This window comes from Solibacillus sp. FSL W7-1324, from assembly GCF_038008025.1.
In the GTDB taxonomy this organism is placed as follows: domain Bacteria; phylum Bacillota; class Bacilli; order Bacillales_A; family Planococcaceae; genus Solibacillus.
Map to the genome: position 1 here is coordinate 1,514,907 of NZ_JBBOYH010000001.1, position 17,193 is coordinate 1,532,099.

Genomic DNA, 17,193 nt, shown 5'->3' on the forward strand with positions numbered 1-17,193 from the left:
GCAAAGCACCGGTCCGAGGAACACGAATCTCATATAAGGCTAGATATGATTGGATGAGTTTGCCAAACAAAACAAAATCCTTTCTGTCGAAGGTCATATCGAGTAAATGAGGCGGATAGATGGTGTGAAAGTGCATGTTCTTACCCGGGGAGGTCTGATAGAAACGTGAAGTACTCTTCATAACCTACTTGGTGACAAGTAATTGAACTGTCAGAAGTCAGCAGAGGTCATAGTACAAGTAAGTCTAGAATTACTTGGAAGGACTGAACGATTAAGAGAGAATAGCCCTTGGCTTTCCAACTTGGATGAATGAACACAGAAAACAGAAGTAACCTCACGCTTAGAAAGAAGTGGTGAATTCCACGAGGGTATTTGCGGAGGGTGTAGTCTAGTTGGGCAAAAGAAGAAAAAAGCTATTCACGGAAAGGAACGAAATGGTGATGTTGAATCAAATTCTGGAACGGCAAAACATGATACAAGCCTTAAAGCGAGTAGAAGCGAATAAAGGAAGCCATGGAGTAGACATGATGCCCGTAAAAACCTTACGACAGCACATTCACGAAAATTGGGATACCATTAAATCGCAGATTTTGACTGGAACCTATGAACCGCAGCCGGTACGCCGGGTCGAAATCCCGAAACCGGACGGTGGCGTGCGACTATTAGGCATACCAACCGTGACTGACCGTTTGATTCAGCAAGCCATCTCGCAGATTTTATCAAAAGAATATGACCTAACATTCTCGGACCACAGCTATGGATTCCGTCCAAATCGGAGTGCTCATGATGCGGTGAGAAAGGCAAAAGGCTATTTAAAAGAGGGATACCGATGGGTAATTGATATGGATTTAGAGAAATTCTTTGATAAGGTTAATCATGACCGCCTAATGGCAACATTAGCAAAACGAATTTCGGATAAACCGTTAATAAAACTTATTCGTAAATATCTCCAAGCGGGTGTCATGATAAATGGAGTAATTTCAAGTACAGAAGAAGGGACCCCTCAAGGTGGTCCTTTAAGTCCGCTACTTTCTAATATCGTCTTAGATGAACTTGATAAAGAGCTAGAGAAACGAGGACATAAATTCGTTCGCTACGCAGATGATTGCAATATTTATGTGAAAACCGAACGTGCTGGATTACGGGTTATGGCAAGTGTACAGCGATTCATCGAGGGTAAACTTCGTTTAAAAGTAAATGAAAAGAAATCAGCAGTAGACCGCCCATGGAATCGTAAATTCCTTGGTTTTAGTTTTACGAATCATAAAGAACCGAAAGTTCGCATTGCGAAATCAAGTCTCGTACGAATGAAGAAGAAAATACGGGAAATTACCTCAAGAAAGATGCCTTATTCCATAGAATACCGAATTGAAAAGTTGAACCAATATCTGATAGGGTGGTGTGGATATTTCGCTTTAGCGGATACTCCTTCAATATTTAAAGCGTTAGATGGATGGATTAAACGGAGATTACGTATGTGTCTATGGAAGAATTGGAAGAACCCCCGAACAAGAGTCAGAAATCTTATTCGTTTAAAAGTACCTTATGGGAAAGCATACGAATGGGGAAACACCCGAAAAGGGTACTGGCGCATTTCAAAAAGCCCCATATTACACAGAACCCTCGGCAATTCCTATTGGGAAAGCCAAGGGCTGAAAAGTCTGCAAGTTCGTTATGAAACTTTGCGTTATTCATCTTAATTGAACCGCCGTATACGGATCCGTACGTACGGTGGTGTGAGAGGTCGGGAGTTAATCACTCCCTCCTACTCGATTGTTATTACTATTTGCTGTTTTCCTTTTTATTCGCTTTTGAACCCCAATAGGTAGCAAGAATCGGTCCGGAAATATTGTGCCAGAAACTGAAGATCGCACTCGGAACTGCCGATACGGGATCGAAGTGCGCCATCGCTAACTGTGCTCCTAAACCTGAATTTTGCATCCCAACTTCAATCGATACCGCTTTTTGATCATCGTATTTTAGTTTAAATAGTTTCGCTACCAAGTATCCAATTAAGTAGCCCAACCCGTTATGTAAAATAACAATGGCAAAAATGATTAATCCAGTTTCCAAAATTTTATCGCGGCTTCCGCTTACTACGGCTGCAACGATCATTACGATCGCCACCACGGATATTGTTGGTAGGATATCAATGCTTTTCTCTACAATTGGTCTAAATAAGAATTGAGCAAGAATCCCTAAAATGATCGGGATCAATACAACTTTAATAACCGACATAAACATGGCCATAAATGAAACCGGTAACCATTCGCTTGCTAATAAATAGATGAGAGCAGGTGTTACAAACGGTGCTAATAATGTTGTGAATGATGTAATTGTAACAGATAATGCCGTATTACCTTTAGCGAGGAATGTCATAACGTTTGATGACGTACCCCCTGGACAACATCCTACTAAAATAACCCCAACCGCAATTTCAGGTGGTAAATTGAAAATTTTTGCTAACGCAAATGCAAGTAATGGCATAATGACAAATTGAGAAATAATCCCGATAATTACGCCTTTCGGATATTGAAGAATTAATTTAAAGTCATCTAATTTTAATGTCATCCCCATACCAAACATGACAATTCCTAATAATATGGTGATGTAACTGCCGATCCAAGTGAAATATTCAGGTGTCCAAATTGCTAAACCTGCAGCAACAAGAACCCAAATCGCAAATGTATTTCCTGCAAACTTACCTATCTTCTGTAAAACTCCCATGATGATGTAACCTCAGCTTTCTATTGAATTCATGTTATTGTAGTTTAATAAATTTATAATTGCAATAATTTTCTGAATTTTAAGCATTTTTGTTATTATTCTAGTGAATATAGTCTGAAACTTTTGGTGGAACATAAAAACATACATCATAAAAAGGGGCTATGCAGAAAAATACTGCATAGCCCCTGACCGATCATCTTTATCTCTTTTTCAATTTTGCTACTTCTTCACGCACAATTGGTGCAACTTTCGTACCTAAAAGTTCAATGGCATGCAGTACTTGGTCATGCGGCATAGAACCGACCGGCACGTGTAAGAAAAACCTTGAAATGCCGACATGTTCGTACAGATAGATGATTTTCTTCGCAACCGTTTCCACATCACCTACATAAAGAGCGCCTTCCAAGCTTCGGGCCTCATCAAATGCTTCATGTGTATACGGTGCCCAGCCACGTTCGCGGCCTAGTTTCGTCATAGCCGCTGCTGTTGACGGGAAAAATTGCTCTGCTGCAATTTCTGTCGTATCTGCAATAAACCCGTGTGAATGGGAAGCGACGCGCAGCTTTGAAATATCATGTCCTGCTTTTTTCGCCACATCATAATACAATTGAACGATGCGCGCAAAATACAGAGGGCTTCCTCCGATAATTGCCAATGTTAACGGCAAGCCCAATGTAGCCGCACGGATTGCAGATTGTGGTGTACCGCCGCTCGCTATCCAAATCGGCAATTTTTCCTGTACAGGGCGGGGGTAGATACCGCGTCCTGGAATAGACGGGCGGAAATGGCCGGTTGATGACACAATCTCATTTTCCTGAAGATTTAATAAGAGATCGAGTTTTTCTTCAAAAAGCGCATCATAGTCATTCAAGTCGTTGCCGAACAGCGGGAATGACTCAATGAATGAACCGCGTCCAGCCATAATTTCGGCGCGTCCGTTCGATAGTCCGTCAAGTGTCGCAAATTGCTGGAAGACACGTACCGGATCGTCAGATGAAAGGACCGTTACAGCGCTTGTTAGTCGAATCTGTTTTGTTTGCATTGCAGCCGCAGCGAGTACGACAGAGGGAACTGATGCTGCATAATCTTCGCGGTGATGTTCCCCGACACCATACACATCCAGTCCAACCGCATCCGCCAGCTTAATTTCTTCGACGATTTGCCGCAGTCGTTCGGCATGACTTACTGTTTCACCTGTTAGCACATCCGGTGTAGTTTCTGCAAAAGTTGAAATACCTATTTCCATATGATGACCTCCAATTAGTAAAGGGCTCGTTTCCTTTTCTTACTATCATTACCATAATAATTATTGTAGTGCACACCGGTAGGAAATGAAAGAAATGTATCTCTCGTAAAGAACAGTATTATCACATTTCAATTACTTTCTTATCTTTTATTTCAATCGTTCTTGTTGCCACTTGCTTCACAAAATAGTCATCATGGGAAACAAAGAGCACAGTCCCGTCATAGGCCTTAATAAAGTTTGCCAATGCCTCTTTTGTCGCCATATCAAGGAAGTTGGTCGGTTCATCAAGCAGGAGAATATTATATTCACCTAAAAACAGCTGACTTAAAAGCAATCGAATCCGTTCGCCACCGCTTAAAACGGTGATTCGCTTTTGCAGATCATTTTGTTCAAACTGCATTTGATGCAAAACAGTGCGGATAAATGCATCATTGTATTCACTTCTTGTTTTAATAAAATGCCAGATCGTCTCGTCCGGTAAATTTTGATAAGCAAGCTGTGAAAAATGACCGATTTTTACTTTCGGTGAGCGTTCTATATTAGGATGCTTTTCGATAATCGCGTGCAGCAATGTTGATTTTCCGCTGCCGTTCGGACCTGTTATCGCTAGTTTATCCTGTAGGCGAACATGAAGCTGACATTGATCCAACAGTATATTGTTTCCGATTGCTAAAGTAAGGTCCCGCATCATAATCGGTACTTTATTATGAAGTTCCAGTGCTTTCGATTGTTTGAAGTGAAGTGGCACTTCTTCTTTAACTTTCTCGACAACAGGCAGCTGTTCAATCCGTTTTTCGATTGCTTTAGCTGATCGGTAAACCGATTTTTGGCTCGTTCCTTTCGATTTTGTTTCAAACATTCGGTTTGCTTTGGCCTTCGTTTCTTTTTTTGACATCCTTTTCGCTTCGGTAATCTTTTCGGCTTTTTTCATTTTTTCAGCAACAGCCTTTTCCAAGTGTGCCTTTTCGCGAACATATTTTTCATGGGCAGCAGCTTGCTCCAGTTTTTCCCGTTCTTTTTGCGCGGCATAATCCGAATAATTCCCGCTATAGACTGTCACATGCCCGTCACTCACTTCCCAGATTGTCGTAACGACGCTATCCAGCAAGTTTCGGTCATGGCTGGCAATGACGACGGCTCCATAATAATAGCGGAGCTGCTCCTGCAAAAATTTGATGCCATCCTGATCTAAATGTGTTGTCGGTTCATCTAATAGCATTGCCTCGTAGTAATGGCTGAATGCCTGTGACAATTTCAACCGTGTTTGTTCGCCACCGCTATGGGGATCGACTGCTTTCAGTTTATGGACAAGCGCAATGTCAATATTGTCATCTGTAACGGCAGGGGATGTTTGTTTAAAATAATAATAGTCGACATGTGCATTTACATTCCCTTGCTGTGGAATGAGTTGACCGGTTAATAATTTTATTAGAGTACTTTTACCGGCACCGTTATTACCGACAATCCCAATGCGGTCGAATTGATAAATGGCCAGCTGCGGGATTGTCAGTACATCCTTATCTAAAAATTGTACAAGTATATTTTTCAGTTCAAAGCTTAAGTTTTCCATTGTTGCTACCTCCGAAATAGTAAATTTCGTACCGATAGCTTATCGATACGAGCGGTTAGGGTAATCCGCCCGTATTAAAAGAATAGTAACATCTGCATAGTTTTAGCCCTCCATTTTGTAATGAGTCTAAAACGCAATAAAAAAGCAGACATATGTATGCCTGCTGCGAAAAAATATAGAAATCTCCCGTTTAAAGAGGAATCCCTATGGTTTCTTCGTTTACAAGCATGACAAAAAGGCCCAACATTTTTGGGTTTGCTTTTTTATTGCCAGCTTAGCGTAAACGAATTGAAAACATAGAAACATCCCTCCTTCTCATAAATTAATGCCATCATAATAGATTTCCGGAAATAAATCAATACTGGAATTTACTGGGGAATATTTAAAAGTGAATGAAGGTTTATAAGTATTCGTAAATTATTATATTTATAAAGCAGACGCAAGAAAGAATTTTTTTCACTTACAAGGAAAGTCATGAACCGAGCGATGATTAAATGGCCTTCCATTATTGCAGGCTAATTATTATTCGGATTTGGCTGCTGTTTTATTTATGAATTTATTCATGATTTAAAAGCATTGATTTAACGATTTGAACAGGGGATTCCATGGTACTTATGGTTTCGCCTGTTTGTTTTTATATTTACACGGTTTAGGAAGAGGCCATGCTAAAAATGCTCTGACATATCGCTTTTTGCATAGACATACACTGCTATAAAATTAAAATTTTGCGGATGAGGCAACATTTATGAGGAGAGGACGTTCTAATCTATAGAAGAACATACATAATTACGGCATGTTTTCACAATTTGTATTGTGAATCGTTTAAAGATTTTGTATGCTAAGTGAATGTAGAAGTGGACTTTGGAGTTGAAGTCGGGTTTTGTTGCTGATTTTAACTTTGGATATTGCAAATGATTGGAGTTGTTTTTGTTGTTAGATACAATCATTCTATCAATGATTGAGTTTTTTAAAGGGTTTGGCTATTTCGGTGTATTACTGGCACTGTGCTTTGAGTTTATTCCAGCTGAAGTCATCTTACCGATGGCCGGGTTTTGGATTGCTCAAGGGGAATATAGCTATTGGTTAATGGTGCTTGCCGGAACGGTAGGCGGAACACTAGGACCGTTGACTTTGTATGCGGTAGGGCGTTATGGTGGTCGTCCAATCGTACTGAAATACGGGAAGTTCTTCTTGATCAATGAGAAGCAAGTGAATGCATCGGACAAGTTTTTCGCAAAATACGGCGCGGGCGTTGCCTTTTTCGGACGCTTTATGCCAATCGTCCGTACCGCAATTTCGGTACCATGCGGGATGACAAAAATGAATGTATGGAAGTTTTCAATCTATACATTTTTAGCGATGTTTCCGATTACCGCGCTTTATGTTTATTTAGGCATTAAGCTTGGGGAGAACTGGGAACAGGCAGGGGATTTGTTTAAACAGTATTTGCAGCCTTTTGTCATCATCATAATTGTGCTGGCAGTCATCTATGCGATTTATAAATACCGCATTAAATTATTGGAACGTAAAATGAATTTACCTAATAAAAAATAAAAAATGAAAGGGCGGCCTCATTATACAGGCAGCCCTTTTTAATTTGTTATATAAATTATTTAACGATTAAATTATTTTTAATTTCCTTCTCCAGCATTTTAACTAGTTCTGCCTGTTCTAAATGCTGAAGTAGTGTTAATCCTTTTTCGATAAAACCTTCATCCGTTCCATTCAAATTATTCAGGCACACGCCTTTTCTTACATAACAGATCGACAAGTTAATAAAAAGCTGCTCCGATTTACATTTCCCGATGGCATCATTCAAAAGGTGTAGCGCGGTTTCAAAGTCTTTTCCTTTTATATTGATAAGCGACAGATTGATCAGAAAGTTTATTTTTAGCTTATTAATATTTTGAAATCCGTTGTACTTGTCGATATGGCGAAAAGCAAATTCTTTAATTTCGGTTGCAGTAGAAATCGGAAATACAAATAAAATGGCATTCAGTATATAAATATCTGCTAAGTACAGTGTATTTCGCTGAGAGAGATCATCCCAAATGGGTGATAATGTTTTAGAAGCCAGTACAAAATCACTGGATCTTGCCAAAACGAGCATGCCTTCCATAACCGTTTGAATATTCATGATTAGATTGTCATTCGGATTTTGCTGTAAATAGGCAGCGCATTCTTCAATCATTTGAAGCAGAGCGTTTTCGGAATTATAGGTTTGATTGTAGAACTTCTTCATAATTCTTTGGCGGTCATGCATTTCATAATTGTTGCTTATGTATTCAAACTCTTCATAGGACATTTCAAGCCGTCCCAAAAATTCCTTCAAAATCGAAAATTTAATTTCTCTGTTTTCCCCTTTTTCAAATTTTGAGTAATTGCCCTGTGAGCATATTTTTTCGCTGACATATTGTTGGGAATAGCCTTTACCTACCCTGATTTCTTTTATGACATGCCCGTAATTATTCATTTCATCACCTAAATTATTCTTTTAGGCATATTATACACTTTTCGTCGGATAGTTTGTAAAATTAATACAAAGGAGGGGGAGAAATGGTAGATTTATTACTCACAACATTGGAACTGTGGATTATTGGAACTGGTGGAGGATAAGTGAAGGATGTAGAAGATTCATCTATTGTAATCAGGTTTTGGAATAGGAACAGAGGAGGAATCAATGATGAAAAAATTTAAATTGGTAAGTTTAAGTTTAGTAGCAGCAATTTCTTTAAGTGTATCCGTGAATATTTCAAGTATCCAAGCAGCTGAAAGTTTGAAACCTGAAGTATCTGTAGCATCCGATACACTTTGGTATTCAAAAGAAGTGCCATATACAACGACACAATCGATGTGGGTAACGGTTACTCAAAACGGTAAAACGTATTCTGGTTATTTGTATAATCGTGGCTACGCTGTAGGGAAGCCGGGCTATTCCTTCTTCTCAGGCACGCTGAAAACAGGACCATATGCACCGCTTAGTAACGCAGACGAGGAGTAATTGCTAGTCTGAATCTGATCATTTCAAATCCTCTTTGAAAAGGACAAGCCACCGCTTTATGGCAATTCTGCTCAAAGAGGAATTTATATTTTCAGCAAACTAAAGAGGAAGGAGGGGGAATGATGAATGAAGTAATTCGTTTTCTCATGAAGGGCTTGCTGAAAAGCAAATATATTTTTATTTTACCTGTGGCAATTATTGTACTTGTCGGATCGATGCTCGTAATGAATAGTATACAATCTGGTGCTACCAAGCAGGAACTGCAGGAGACATTCAACAATCGGAAAGATACCGTACATTTATTGATTACAAGTACATTAACGAAAGAACGTGTAATAGGTCTTACTCCTGAAGAACAGCAATCATTGGAAAGTCTTCTATTGAAAGAGCAATATATAAACGATATTTTAAAGAAATTAGACGAGAACGATCTACAGATTGCTGAGCAGCAGCTGGCCTTTTTAAACGAATATGAAAATTACATAGCATTTAAAGCAATCCCTTATCTTGGAGAACATTCAGTCGCAGTAGAAAAGGAGAAAGCTGAAGCGCTCATTGATCATCAGTTGGCCTATACGGAACAAAATACGCCATATAAAACGGCCTTATTTACAAAACAATTATTCCAAATTCTATTCAGCCCCGTTACGGCCTTTCTTCTTTTATTAGTTTTTAGCTATAAATATATGTTTGACCGAGAAAATCGTACTTTCGATTTCTTTAAAATGAATTCATTGTCCAGTACGGCCATTTATTTTGGCTATTTGATGCCATTATTACTGGTCGAGTTGTGTTACACCGTCATCGGATACGTTTTGTCTTTCCTGCCGCCGTTATTATCAGGGAATCTCAACACAATTTACTATCCCGTTGAAGTGACGGTCAATTCTGAAGTTGTATTAATTCCAATATGGAAATGGCTAGTATTCATCCCGATAGGTTGGGGAATATTCAGCGCGATATTATTACTGCTGTTTACTTGCCTGATTAAACAGCAAGCGAAATTAGGTTTGTTGTTCTCTCTAATTAGTTTGCCGGTGTTAATCAGCTATATCGTTTCTTTGAAGACTGGTTTTCTTATGTTTAACCCGATTCACCTGATTGTTTCGTATGAACAGCTATTACTGAATTCGAATCGTTTAGTCTTTTATCTAATCATTATGTTCTTGCTGGTTATGGTGTGTACCGGTCTTACTTATGCTGTTATTAATATGAAGAGTGTCAGTTTGGGAGTTCCAGAATATACAGCATCGAAAAAACAGTATCGTCCAAATAGGAAATTCAAATTACTCCAGTTTGAGCTTATGAAAAAGAAACGGAAAGGGCATATTCTTTTAACCGTTCTTCTGCTATTCGGAATAATTGGCGGTACGGTCATTGTAGTGAATGAACAGTATCGAACATTTCCTGACAAAGCACTGAAAATAATCGAGAGCTCGCAAAATACGAATATCCAAGATCAAACACACTGGAAGCTGGTCGCGGATGAATTTGAAATGGAGCAGGAGTTACAGCAACGGATGGCTGAGGAGACGGGTGAAGAGCTGGAAATGCTTGATCAAAATCCTTATCAGGCAATGATTAAACAATTAGAAATGCGGTATGAGGCGCTTGAACATTTAAAGGCGGATATTCATTCTCCGACATTTGCCGAGACATTTCGGGATGTGATGAACTCATTTGAACCGGGATCTTATAAAGAAAGCGATAATACGCTTTGGACTATGACCGACATGGCATCGGAAGAGCAGGAAATAGTTCTGGATGAAAAAAGGATAACCCCGTGGCCGCTTGGACATAAATGGGTATCGAAATTTGATGACCCGAGTCAGGCTTTGGACCAAGAACATTATGAACGTTTAAAACTGTTCCAGGAACAAAATACAAAATACGGAGACAGCAGTTCGTTTGCAATGTATCGGTTTTTGGATTGGAACTTGATGTTGGTCGTCCTGTTTTTGTTTGTATTCATATTATGGACTACGATGGCCGATGAATATAGACCGACCTTGTCGATGAACTTTTTAGCAACAAAACCGATTCGATTTTCTTCTATCTATATAATGAAGTGGATTTACAATTTAACGGTTGCCTGTAGTTTATTGCTCATTACGGGAACGATTGTTTTTCTGATTGCTACGCTAATAGGTGGTGCAGGTGACTGGGATTATCCGATATTGATTTATGCAACAGAACGACTGGAGGATTCCTTTATCTTTTCAACTGCGAACAATGCCTATTTCTATTTTGAAAGTTTGTCATCGTTGCTTTTCAAAAGTGGCGTGCTTGTATTTTTACAACTCTTCTTCTTAAATAGTTTGTTCAGCTTTATCGGGAAATTGATGAAAAATCATTATGCCGCGATTATTGTTACATCCATACTTGTCATTACCGGGTACTTTGCAGGGAACCATTACATTGAACTAACAAGTAGCATGTATAATCCGTTTGTATATTTTGATACATGGAATATTGTAGATGGCTGGAAATCGATTGAGGCAAATAACGCTAAAGTGAACTTTCTGACGGGTACGGGCATTTTACTAATCGGTGGAATCCTATTACTCGGGCTGGGGCTTTTATTTAAAAGGAAGGTGAATTCATAATGGTATTGCAGGTGTACGGTCTTGAAATGGAATATAAAAATAGAAGGGTACTGGATAATATTACGTTTTCAATCGGTACTGGTGAAATAATTGGAATCGTTGGACCGAATGGGGCAGGGAAATCTTCGTTAATGCGCGCGGTATTAGGATTGGAAAAGATTAATAAAGGCACTGTTCACATAAACAATATTGCCAACAATAAGCCTGAGTTTTTTAAACATATTTCCTTTTTGCCAAGTGACAATTACTTGTACATGCAGTTAACCGGCTATGATCATCTGTCATTTGTGGCGAATATTTACCATATACCGCAACAAGAAATAGATGACGTCATCGAGTTGATCGGCATCCGCTCCTACGTGCATCAGCCTGTCAAATCTTATTCGTACGGGATGCGCCAGCATTTGCTCATTGCGTTAAGTATATTGACGAAGCCGCTCATTATTTTAATGGATGAACCTTTTAATGGACTTGACCCAACGAGCATTATTGAATTAAAACAATTGATTCAAGTACTGCATGCAAAAGGAATGAGCATCCTCATCTCGACGCATAACTTGGATTTACTCGAAGATTTGACGGATACGTTCTGGTTTATTAAAGAAGGAAAGCTTTATACAGATTCGTTGCAGTCGAATAGGGAAGTTCAATACGAAATTAAATATTCGTATGAGAGTGATCTTTCTCAAATAATGAAAAAAGGACAACTTCCTTTCCAGATGAAAGAGAATGTACTAATTACAGATGCGGCATTTGCGATTGAAACCTATCTTCAATGGCTATTGAAAAATGGTGTGCAAATCCATGCGGTGAATCCGATTAACCGGAACTTGGAAGAACTGTACCGGGATTTTTATGGTCTATAATAGAAACAAGCCGTTGTCAGAATGTATGACAACGGCTTGTTTTAAGTTTAAATGATACAGCTATACAGTAAGAGAACCTCTAAATCCTCGTGCCGCGTAGTATGAGTCGGCCCCGTTATGGTACATGAAAATAGTTTCATATCGACGGTCGCAGAAAATCGCTCCGCCCAGTTTACGAATATCCGGTGGTGTCAGAACCCAACTGGATGTTTTTAAATCGAATTTCCCAAGCTGCTGCAAAGAGCGGTATTCGACTTCCGTTAAAATTTCAATCCCCATTGACGCGGCCATATTGATAGCGCTGTCTTCCGGTTTATTTTTCTTACGCGCATCCAATGCTTCCTGGTCATAACAAATACTTCTGCGTCCTTTAGGGCTTTCCGGTGAGCAGTCCATAAATGTATATGTGTCTGTTTCATGGTTATAGGCAACAACATCAGGTTCTCCTTCTGTACGTTCCATTTCATTAAGAGACCACAGTTTTACCGGATTTGCTTCGAGCTTTGTCTGTACATTTTCCCAATCGATATTCGGATGACGCTCCATATGCTGTAAAAAGCGATCTTTCAATGTTGTGAGAAGCTGTTCTTGCTGTTCGTTAGTTAGTACTTTTTTAGCTGCCATAATAGTGAACACCTCGTTAAGTAGTTGATGCCTCTAATGATACTGTAATTTTGAGAATAATGTCTAGTAATGGTCCACATTCATAATAATATATCTATTTCCAAACATAGATTGCACAAGAATAAATTTGGCAAAGTAATGAATTGTTTCATATGCATAGACAAATGAATTAATATGGTATATACTAAGGTTAATAAGAAATGTTACAAGCACAACAATAAATTCACCTATTACAATATGTATTCGTGTTTTATTTAGTACTTATTGTAATATGTGAATTTTTTTCTTTATGAGGAATTGTGATCTTATTAAATTTAATTAAATGGAGGTCATTTAAATGACACAAGGTACAGTAAAATGGTTTAACGCAGAAAAAGGTTTTGGATTTATCGAAGTTGAAGGCGGAAACGACGTATTCGCTCACTTCTCAGCAATCCAAGGCGAAGGTTTCAAATCTTTAGACGAAGGTCAAAAAGTTGAATTTGAAATCGAAGACGGTCAACGTGGCCCACAAGCTACAAACATCGTAAAACTTTAATTTTAATGATGTAACCGATAAACTGCATCCCAATTATGGGGTGCATTTTTTTTGTGTCTAAAAATTAAATAGGATGACACCTTCAGGAAAGTTATACCAAAAGAGGATTTAATGGTAAAATTTAATGAAAAGGGGGTATTCATTTGTTTGATGAATTGAACGATGTAATAAATCAATTAGAAGACAAAGAAAAGAAAGCCTTATTAATGCAAATTTTTTTACGGATGCAAGTAGTCGAAGAGGGAAATGGCTATTCAGAGGAGCAATTCTATTTAGATATTAATAAAACATATAAGAATTTGGTGGAATACAAAAAGAATCAATTAAATATTGGACCTGTACAATATGTTAAGACCCATATTGTCTTCGGGGATTCGCCATCAGGCAGCCTGAAAATGGCATTTAAAAAATTAGGGATAAGTCAACAGGAAAGGGTAATTACGCTTTCCGATATATTTTCCATTGGCCCCGTTTGGAACTTACATAACATAGAAGGTATTTCGAATCGATTGAATTGGTTAAGAAACCACATCCTTATTGATGATGAGGATCTATATCATTACGAAGAACATTTTAGACAGTCGATTATCGATATTCAGCAAACGCCAAGTGATCACCCAATTATCATTTGGGCAGGAGAAAACGCACATGAACAAACAGCTTTACGGTTTGTGCTTTATTTATTAAAAGACAGAGATAACGACATTCAAATCATTCATACAAACAAAGCGTATAAACTTTATTTTGAGAAATCCGATATCGATTTTACACCGTTAAATATGGGTGAACTTTCATCAGATCAATTAATGGAAATTTATAAAAATGAGCAAAATGGTCGGCTACTGATACAAGCGGAACGTCATATATTTGAAAGGGAATGGGAGCAGCTTTGTCAATCCACTGATGTTCTGCGAATCTGGCAAAATCAAAAGATAAAGAGTGTTCCTGAAAATTTCTATGATGATTATATTACCAATACAGTGAAGAAAATCCATCAAAATAAGCAGCAGAAAGACTTTATAAAATCAGCCAGAATTATCGGAGAAGTAATAGGTCATCTCGATCAATATATTGGCGATCAGTTTATAGAATATCGAGTTAGACGTTTAATTGTCGATGGGGTTTTTGACATGGAAGGTGTCCCGAAGGCAATGCATTCCTATAGTATAAAATTACGGTAAGGATTTTGTAAGAAGTGGGCGCGGAGAATTACTAAATGAAAAAGATGCTTCGCCAAAATAGGCAAAGCATCTTTTTTGTAGTGAAATAATAAATTTAGTTCAGAAGCGCTTCACGTACCTCATCACGAAAATCTGCATCATTCAAAAGCTTTCTTTCAAATGAATTTCGATTGTTGCTTAACAGGAAACGTTCATGAAATTTCAGGTCATTCAGTAAAATGACCATTTCGTACTGGTCTCCATTAAGGTTTTCAACATACATCGCGTTGTTTAAGACGAACAGTGTAGAGCCGCCTTTTGAGCCAATATGTGTATATTTCTTATAATTTTCTTCATTTAATTGCATCGGCCACTCCATTACATCCCGAATTGTTTCAGCTGCAATTGGTGGCAGCTCGTAATTGGAAATAAGTGTGAGCAGTTTCCCGTAATCACTTGCAGAAGCGCCAACTAACCGATCCGACCAAACTCTTTGTACGGCAGGAGATGCGTCGAACTTTTCTTCACTTACATTAATTTCGCCTGCTTTTATTTGCAGGCTGATCGATTGGGCTAATTTACGATACTCTTCTATTGATAAATTTTGGAGTGCCTTGATTAATTCCTTTTCAGACATCCCATCTTTTTGAATAAAATCAGGGATTAAGAGTGCACTGCCAATTGGATAAACATCCTCGTGCTGTGTTAAGCCTAACTCTTTTTTTCTTTGATTGATCGCATCCACCCCGAGCAGATTAATTAAATAATCTGTATTGGCATTGGAGCTATACGTGATCATCCCTTTTGCAACATCATGCAAAGTGACTTCATTATTTTGGATGCCTCCATCTTGTTTTAAAGCTTCTAACCATGCTTCATGACCGCCCCCATCCGTATTTTTAAAATAGTAACGGTTCAATTCATTCAATGATATTTTCCGGTCTTTTTGAAGTTTATCTTCATCAACCTGCATGGCATATTCAACTGCAATAAGGATTTTTACTGTACTTGCCAATGGCCGTATAACAGTTGACTGATAGGTAATGAGAGGTTCGCCGTTTTCAGCAAAATAAAAAGAGCTGGATTCCGGATTTTCTTTTAAATGTTGGATAATATAATTGGGGTTATCTCTAAGTAGAGCATATGCTGCAATTCCTGTAATTAAAAAAATGACTCCGTAAATGGTTAATCGCTTTTTTGTATAAGTTTTTCGTTCCGTCAAGATCATAGCCAGAACACCAAATAGGAAAGCAATGAGGAAATTTATATTGAAAACTAAAACGGCAATAATAATTCCAACTATTATCGCGACCGTCACAATCGCTTTCTGAACTTCTTCACGTGTTCTATGTTTCTTATCCAATAAGGGGATTAAAGTGAAGAAAATAATCCCGCCTAAACCGATCCAACCATAAATATTCATAAATGACCTTTCCTCCTTTGTAAACCACAGCTAAGCGTAACCAAATTTCCTTAAATTGTTATTACTGTCTTGTACGGAGGGAAGCAGTAAAAAGTTTCATTTAATTTTGGTTTGTCTTTGTATGTAATCTTGATGAAGAGCCAAAATGAAAAGAAAACGCTACAAATTATGTAGCGCTTCCTTCTCATTAATTATTGTTGATTTGAATTTCCGCGTAATTGCTGCTCTGCCATTTGAACTAGGCGTTTCGTAATTTCGCCACCTACAGAGCCGTTAGCACGAGCTGATGCATCTGGTCCTAATTGAACACCAAACTCTTGTGCAATTTCGTACTTCATTTGGTCAACTGCTTGTTGTGCACCAGGTACACGTAATTTGTTTGAGCTGTTGTTGTTTGCCATTTGTTATCGCCTCCTTCTGACATTAGAATGTGCCGAGAAAAGAGTTTCATACCATATGAGGAATAGGTAATTTACACTTCAATTGGGAACATTTATAAACTTTGTAAACTCAATATATATCCAATCGTAAAGGTTGAAACGCACCCTATCGAAAACAAATTAGAAAAATTGCCGGATTGTAACATATGGAATAAAGTGGTTTAATTGGGACATCTAGTATAGATTTCTCGTGATAAATATCGTTGCGGAAAGGGATGACTTTTTTGAATTCAATTATCGAAAACAATAAAAAAAGCTGGGACATTGTAGCGAAGCATTTTGCGGGAGGAGATGCATTGCCAAGCTATGGACCTTTAGCCCAAACAGAAGAGGAACTGAATTTAATCGGACAGATTGCCGGGAAAGCGGTCTTGGAAGTTGGATTTGGAAGCGGCCATTCTCTTTTATATATGAACAACAATGGTGCAAAGGAACTTTGGGGTGTCGATTTTTCGGAGGCACAAAGAGCACTTGCGCAGAAAACGTTACAAGGCATCGAGGCCAATTTATTTACGGCTCCAATGGAAAAAGAGATCGGTTTACCGAAAAATTATTTTGATTTAGTGTATTCCATTTATGCGATTGGCTGGTCAAGTGATCTTCCGGCAACATTCAAGTTAATTCACAACTACTTAAAAGAAGGCGGCGAGTTCGTTTTCAGTTGGGAACATCCTTTTTACAATCAAATCAAATGCCGTGATCATCAGTTTATTTTAACGGATTCCTATCAGCGGGAAGGTTATATTGAAACAACGTCATTTAAAGGGGAAGATGCGCCAATGCAAATACCGAAATATAAAATGGCGACATTTATAAATGCCCTTATAAAAGCAGGCTTTGAACTTGTAGAAATTATTGAAAGTGATACGCCATCGCATTTAAAAGGTGAAGAAATTCCGTATTCAGAAAAATATTATTCTCTACATAAAGCAAGCCACTTTCCAACAACTTTTATCGTAAAAGCGCGTAAACGTACTTTATAGGAGGCAAGC

At 38.3% G+C, this 17,193-nt stretch carries 15 protein-coding genes; 8 read left to right on the forward strand and 7 right to left on the reverse strand.

Annotated features, from left to right (window positions below; all coding sequences use genetic code 11):
* Window positions 1–437 precede the first annotated feature (437 nt).
* Window positions 438–1,700, forward strand: a complete 1,263-nt coding sequence (ltrA, locus tag MKY71_RS07275; RefSeq protein ID WP_340733596.1) for a group II intron reverse transcriptase/maturase — start codon at window positions 438–440, stop codon at window positions 1,698–1,700.
* A gap of 82 nt (window positions 1,701–1,782) precedes the next feature.
* On the opposite strand, the gene MKY71_RS07280 is transcribed toward ltrA, so the two are convergent.
* The 3 genes from MKY71_RS07280 to abc-f all read right to left on the reverse strand — a co-directional run bounded on the left by MKY71_RS07280 (window position 1,783) and on the right by abc-f (window position 5,543).
* Window positions 1,783–2,727: a bile acid:sodium symporter family protein gene (locus tag MKY71_RS07280; protein WP_339176123.1), complete on the reverse strand. Its 945-nt coding sequence runs from the start codon at window positions 2,725–2,727 to the stop codon at window positions 1,783–1,785.
* Between the two features lie 199 nt (window positions 2,728–2,926).
* Window positions 2,927–3,973 carry an LLM class flavin-dependent oxidoreductase gene (locus tag MKY71_RS07285; protein ID WP_340732029.1) on the reverse strand — a complete coding sequence of 349 codons (1,047 nt, stop codon included), beginning with the start codon at window positions 3,971–3,973 and terminating at the stop codon, window positions 2,927–2,929.
* A 121-nt stretch (window positions 3,974–4,094) separates the two neighbouring features.
* Window positions 4,095–5,543 carry a ribosomal protection-like ABC-F family protein gene (gene abc-f, locus MKY71_RS07290; RefSeq protein WP_340732030.1) on the reverse strand — a complete coding sequence of 483 codons (1,449 nt, stop codon included), beginning with the start codon at window positions 5,541–5,543 and terminating at the stop codon, window positions 4,095–4,097.
* A 954-nt stretch (window positions 5,544–6,497) separates the two neighbouring features.
* Here abc-f and MKY71_RS07295 point away from each other — a divergent pair.
* A complete protein-coding gene (locus MKY71_RS07295; protein WP_339199656.1) occupies window positions 6,498–7,097 on the forward strand; it encodes a DedA family protein in 600 nt (199 codons plus the stop codon).
* A 55-nt stretch (window positions 7,098–7,152) separates the two neighbouring features.
* On the opposite strand, the gene MKY71_RS07300 is transcribed toward MKY71_RS07295, so the two are convergent.
* Window positions 7,153–8,016, reverse strand: a complete 864-nt coding sequence (locus MKY71_RS07300; protein WP_339198978.1) for a helix-turn-helix domain-containing protein — start codon at window positions 8,014–8,016, stop codon at window positions 7,153–7,155.
* 210 nt (window positions 8,017–8,226) lie between these two features.
* On the opposite strand from MKY71_RS07300, the gene MKY71_RS07305 reads away from it, so the two are divergent.
* The 3 genes from MKY71_RS07305 to MKY71_RS07315 all read left to right on the forward strand — a co-directional run bounded on the left by MKY71_RS07305 (window position 8,227) and on the right by MKY71_RS07315 (window position 12,016).
* Window positions 8,227–8,544, forward strand: coding sequence for a hypothetical protein (locus MKY71_RS07305; protein ID WP_339176128.1), 318 nt, complete (start codon window positions 8,227–8,229; stop codon window positions 8,542–8,544).
* Window positions 8,545–8,666: 122 nt separating this feature from the next.
* Window positions 8,667–11,150 carry a hypothetical protein gene (locus MKY71_RS07310; protein WP_340732031.1) on the forward strand — a complete coding sequence of 828 codons (2,484 nt, stop codon included), beginning with the start codon at window positions 8,667–8,669 and terminating at the stop codon, window positions 11,148–11,150.
* Window positions 11,150–12,016, forward strand: coding sequence for an ABC transporter ATP-binding protein (locus MKY71_RS07315; RefSeq protein WP_340732032.1), 867 nt, complete (start codon window positions 11,150–11,152; stop codon window positions 12,014–12,016). Before MKY71_RS07310 ends, MKY71_RS07315 begins: the two co-directional genes overlap by 1 nt.
* A 60-nt stretch (window positions 12,017–12,076) precedes the next feature.
* On the opposite strand, the gene MKY71_RS07320 is transcribed toward MKY71_RS07315, so the two are convergent.
* On the reverse strand, window positions 12,077–12,640 hold the full coding sequence (locus tag MKY71_RS07320; RefSeq protein ID WP_339176132.1) for a DUF4256 domain-containing protein: 564 nt from the start codon (window positions 12,638–12,640) through the stop codon (window positions 12,077–12,079).
* A gap of 337 nt (window positions 12,641–12,977) precedes the next feature.
* Here MKY71_RS07320 and MKY71_RS07325 point away from each other — a divergent pair, with 337 nt between their 5' ends.
* Together MKY71_RS07325 and MKY71_RS07330 are read left to right on the forward strand one after the other, a co-directional pair.
* Window positions 12,978–13,178, forward strand: a complete 201-nt coding sequence (locus MKY71_RS07325; protein WP_008406560.1) for a cold-shock protein — start codon at window positions 12,978–12,980, stop codon at window positions 13,176–13,178.
* 143 nt (window positions 13,179–13,321) lie between these two features.
* Window positions 13,322–14,359, forward strand: coding sequence for a DUF1835 domain-containing protein (locus MKY71_RS07330; protein WP_340732033.1), 1,038 nt, complete (start codon window positions 13,322–13,324; stop codon window positions 14,357–14,359).
* Between the two features lie 94 nt (window positions 14,360–14,453).
* Here MKY71_RS07330 and MKY71_RS07335 read toward each other — a convergent pair whose 3' ends face one another.
* Window positions 14,454–15,761, reverse strand: coding sequence for a serine hydrolase (locus tag MKY71_RS07335; RefSeq protein WP_340732034.1), 1,308 nt, complete (start codon window positions 15,759–15,761; stop codon window positions 14,454–14,456).
* Window positions 15,762–15,952: 191 nt separating this feature from the next.
* On the reverse strand, window positions 15,953–16,162 hold the full coding sequence (locus MKY71_RS07340; protein WP_339176137.1) for an alpha/beta-type small acid-soluble spore protein: 210 nt from the start codon (window positions 16,160–16,162) through the stop codon (window positions 15,953–15,955).
* Window positions 16,163–16,416: 254 nt separating this feature from the next.
* On the opposite strand from MKY71_RS07340, the gene MKY71_RS07345 reads away from it, so the two are divergent.
* Window positions 16,417–17,184, forward strand: coding sequence for a class I SAM-dependent methyltransferase (locus MKY71_RS07345; RefSeq protein ID WP_340732035.1), 768 nt, complete (start codon window positions 16,417–16,419; stop codon window positions 17,182–17,184).
* Window positions 17,185–17,193: the final 9 nt, after the last annotated feature.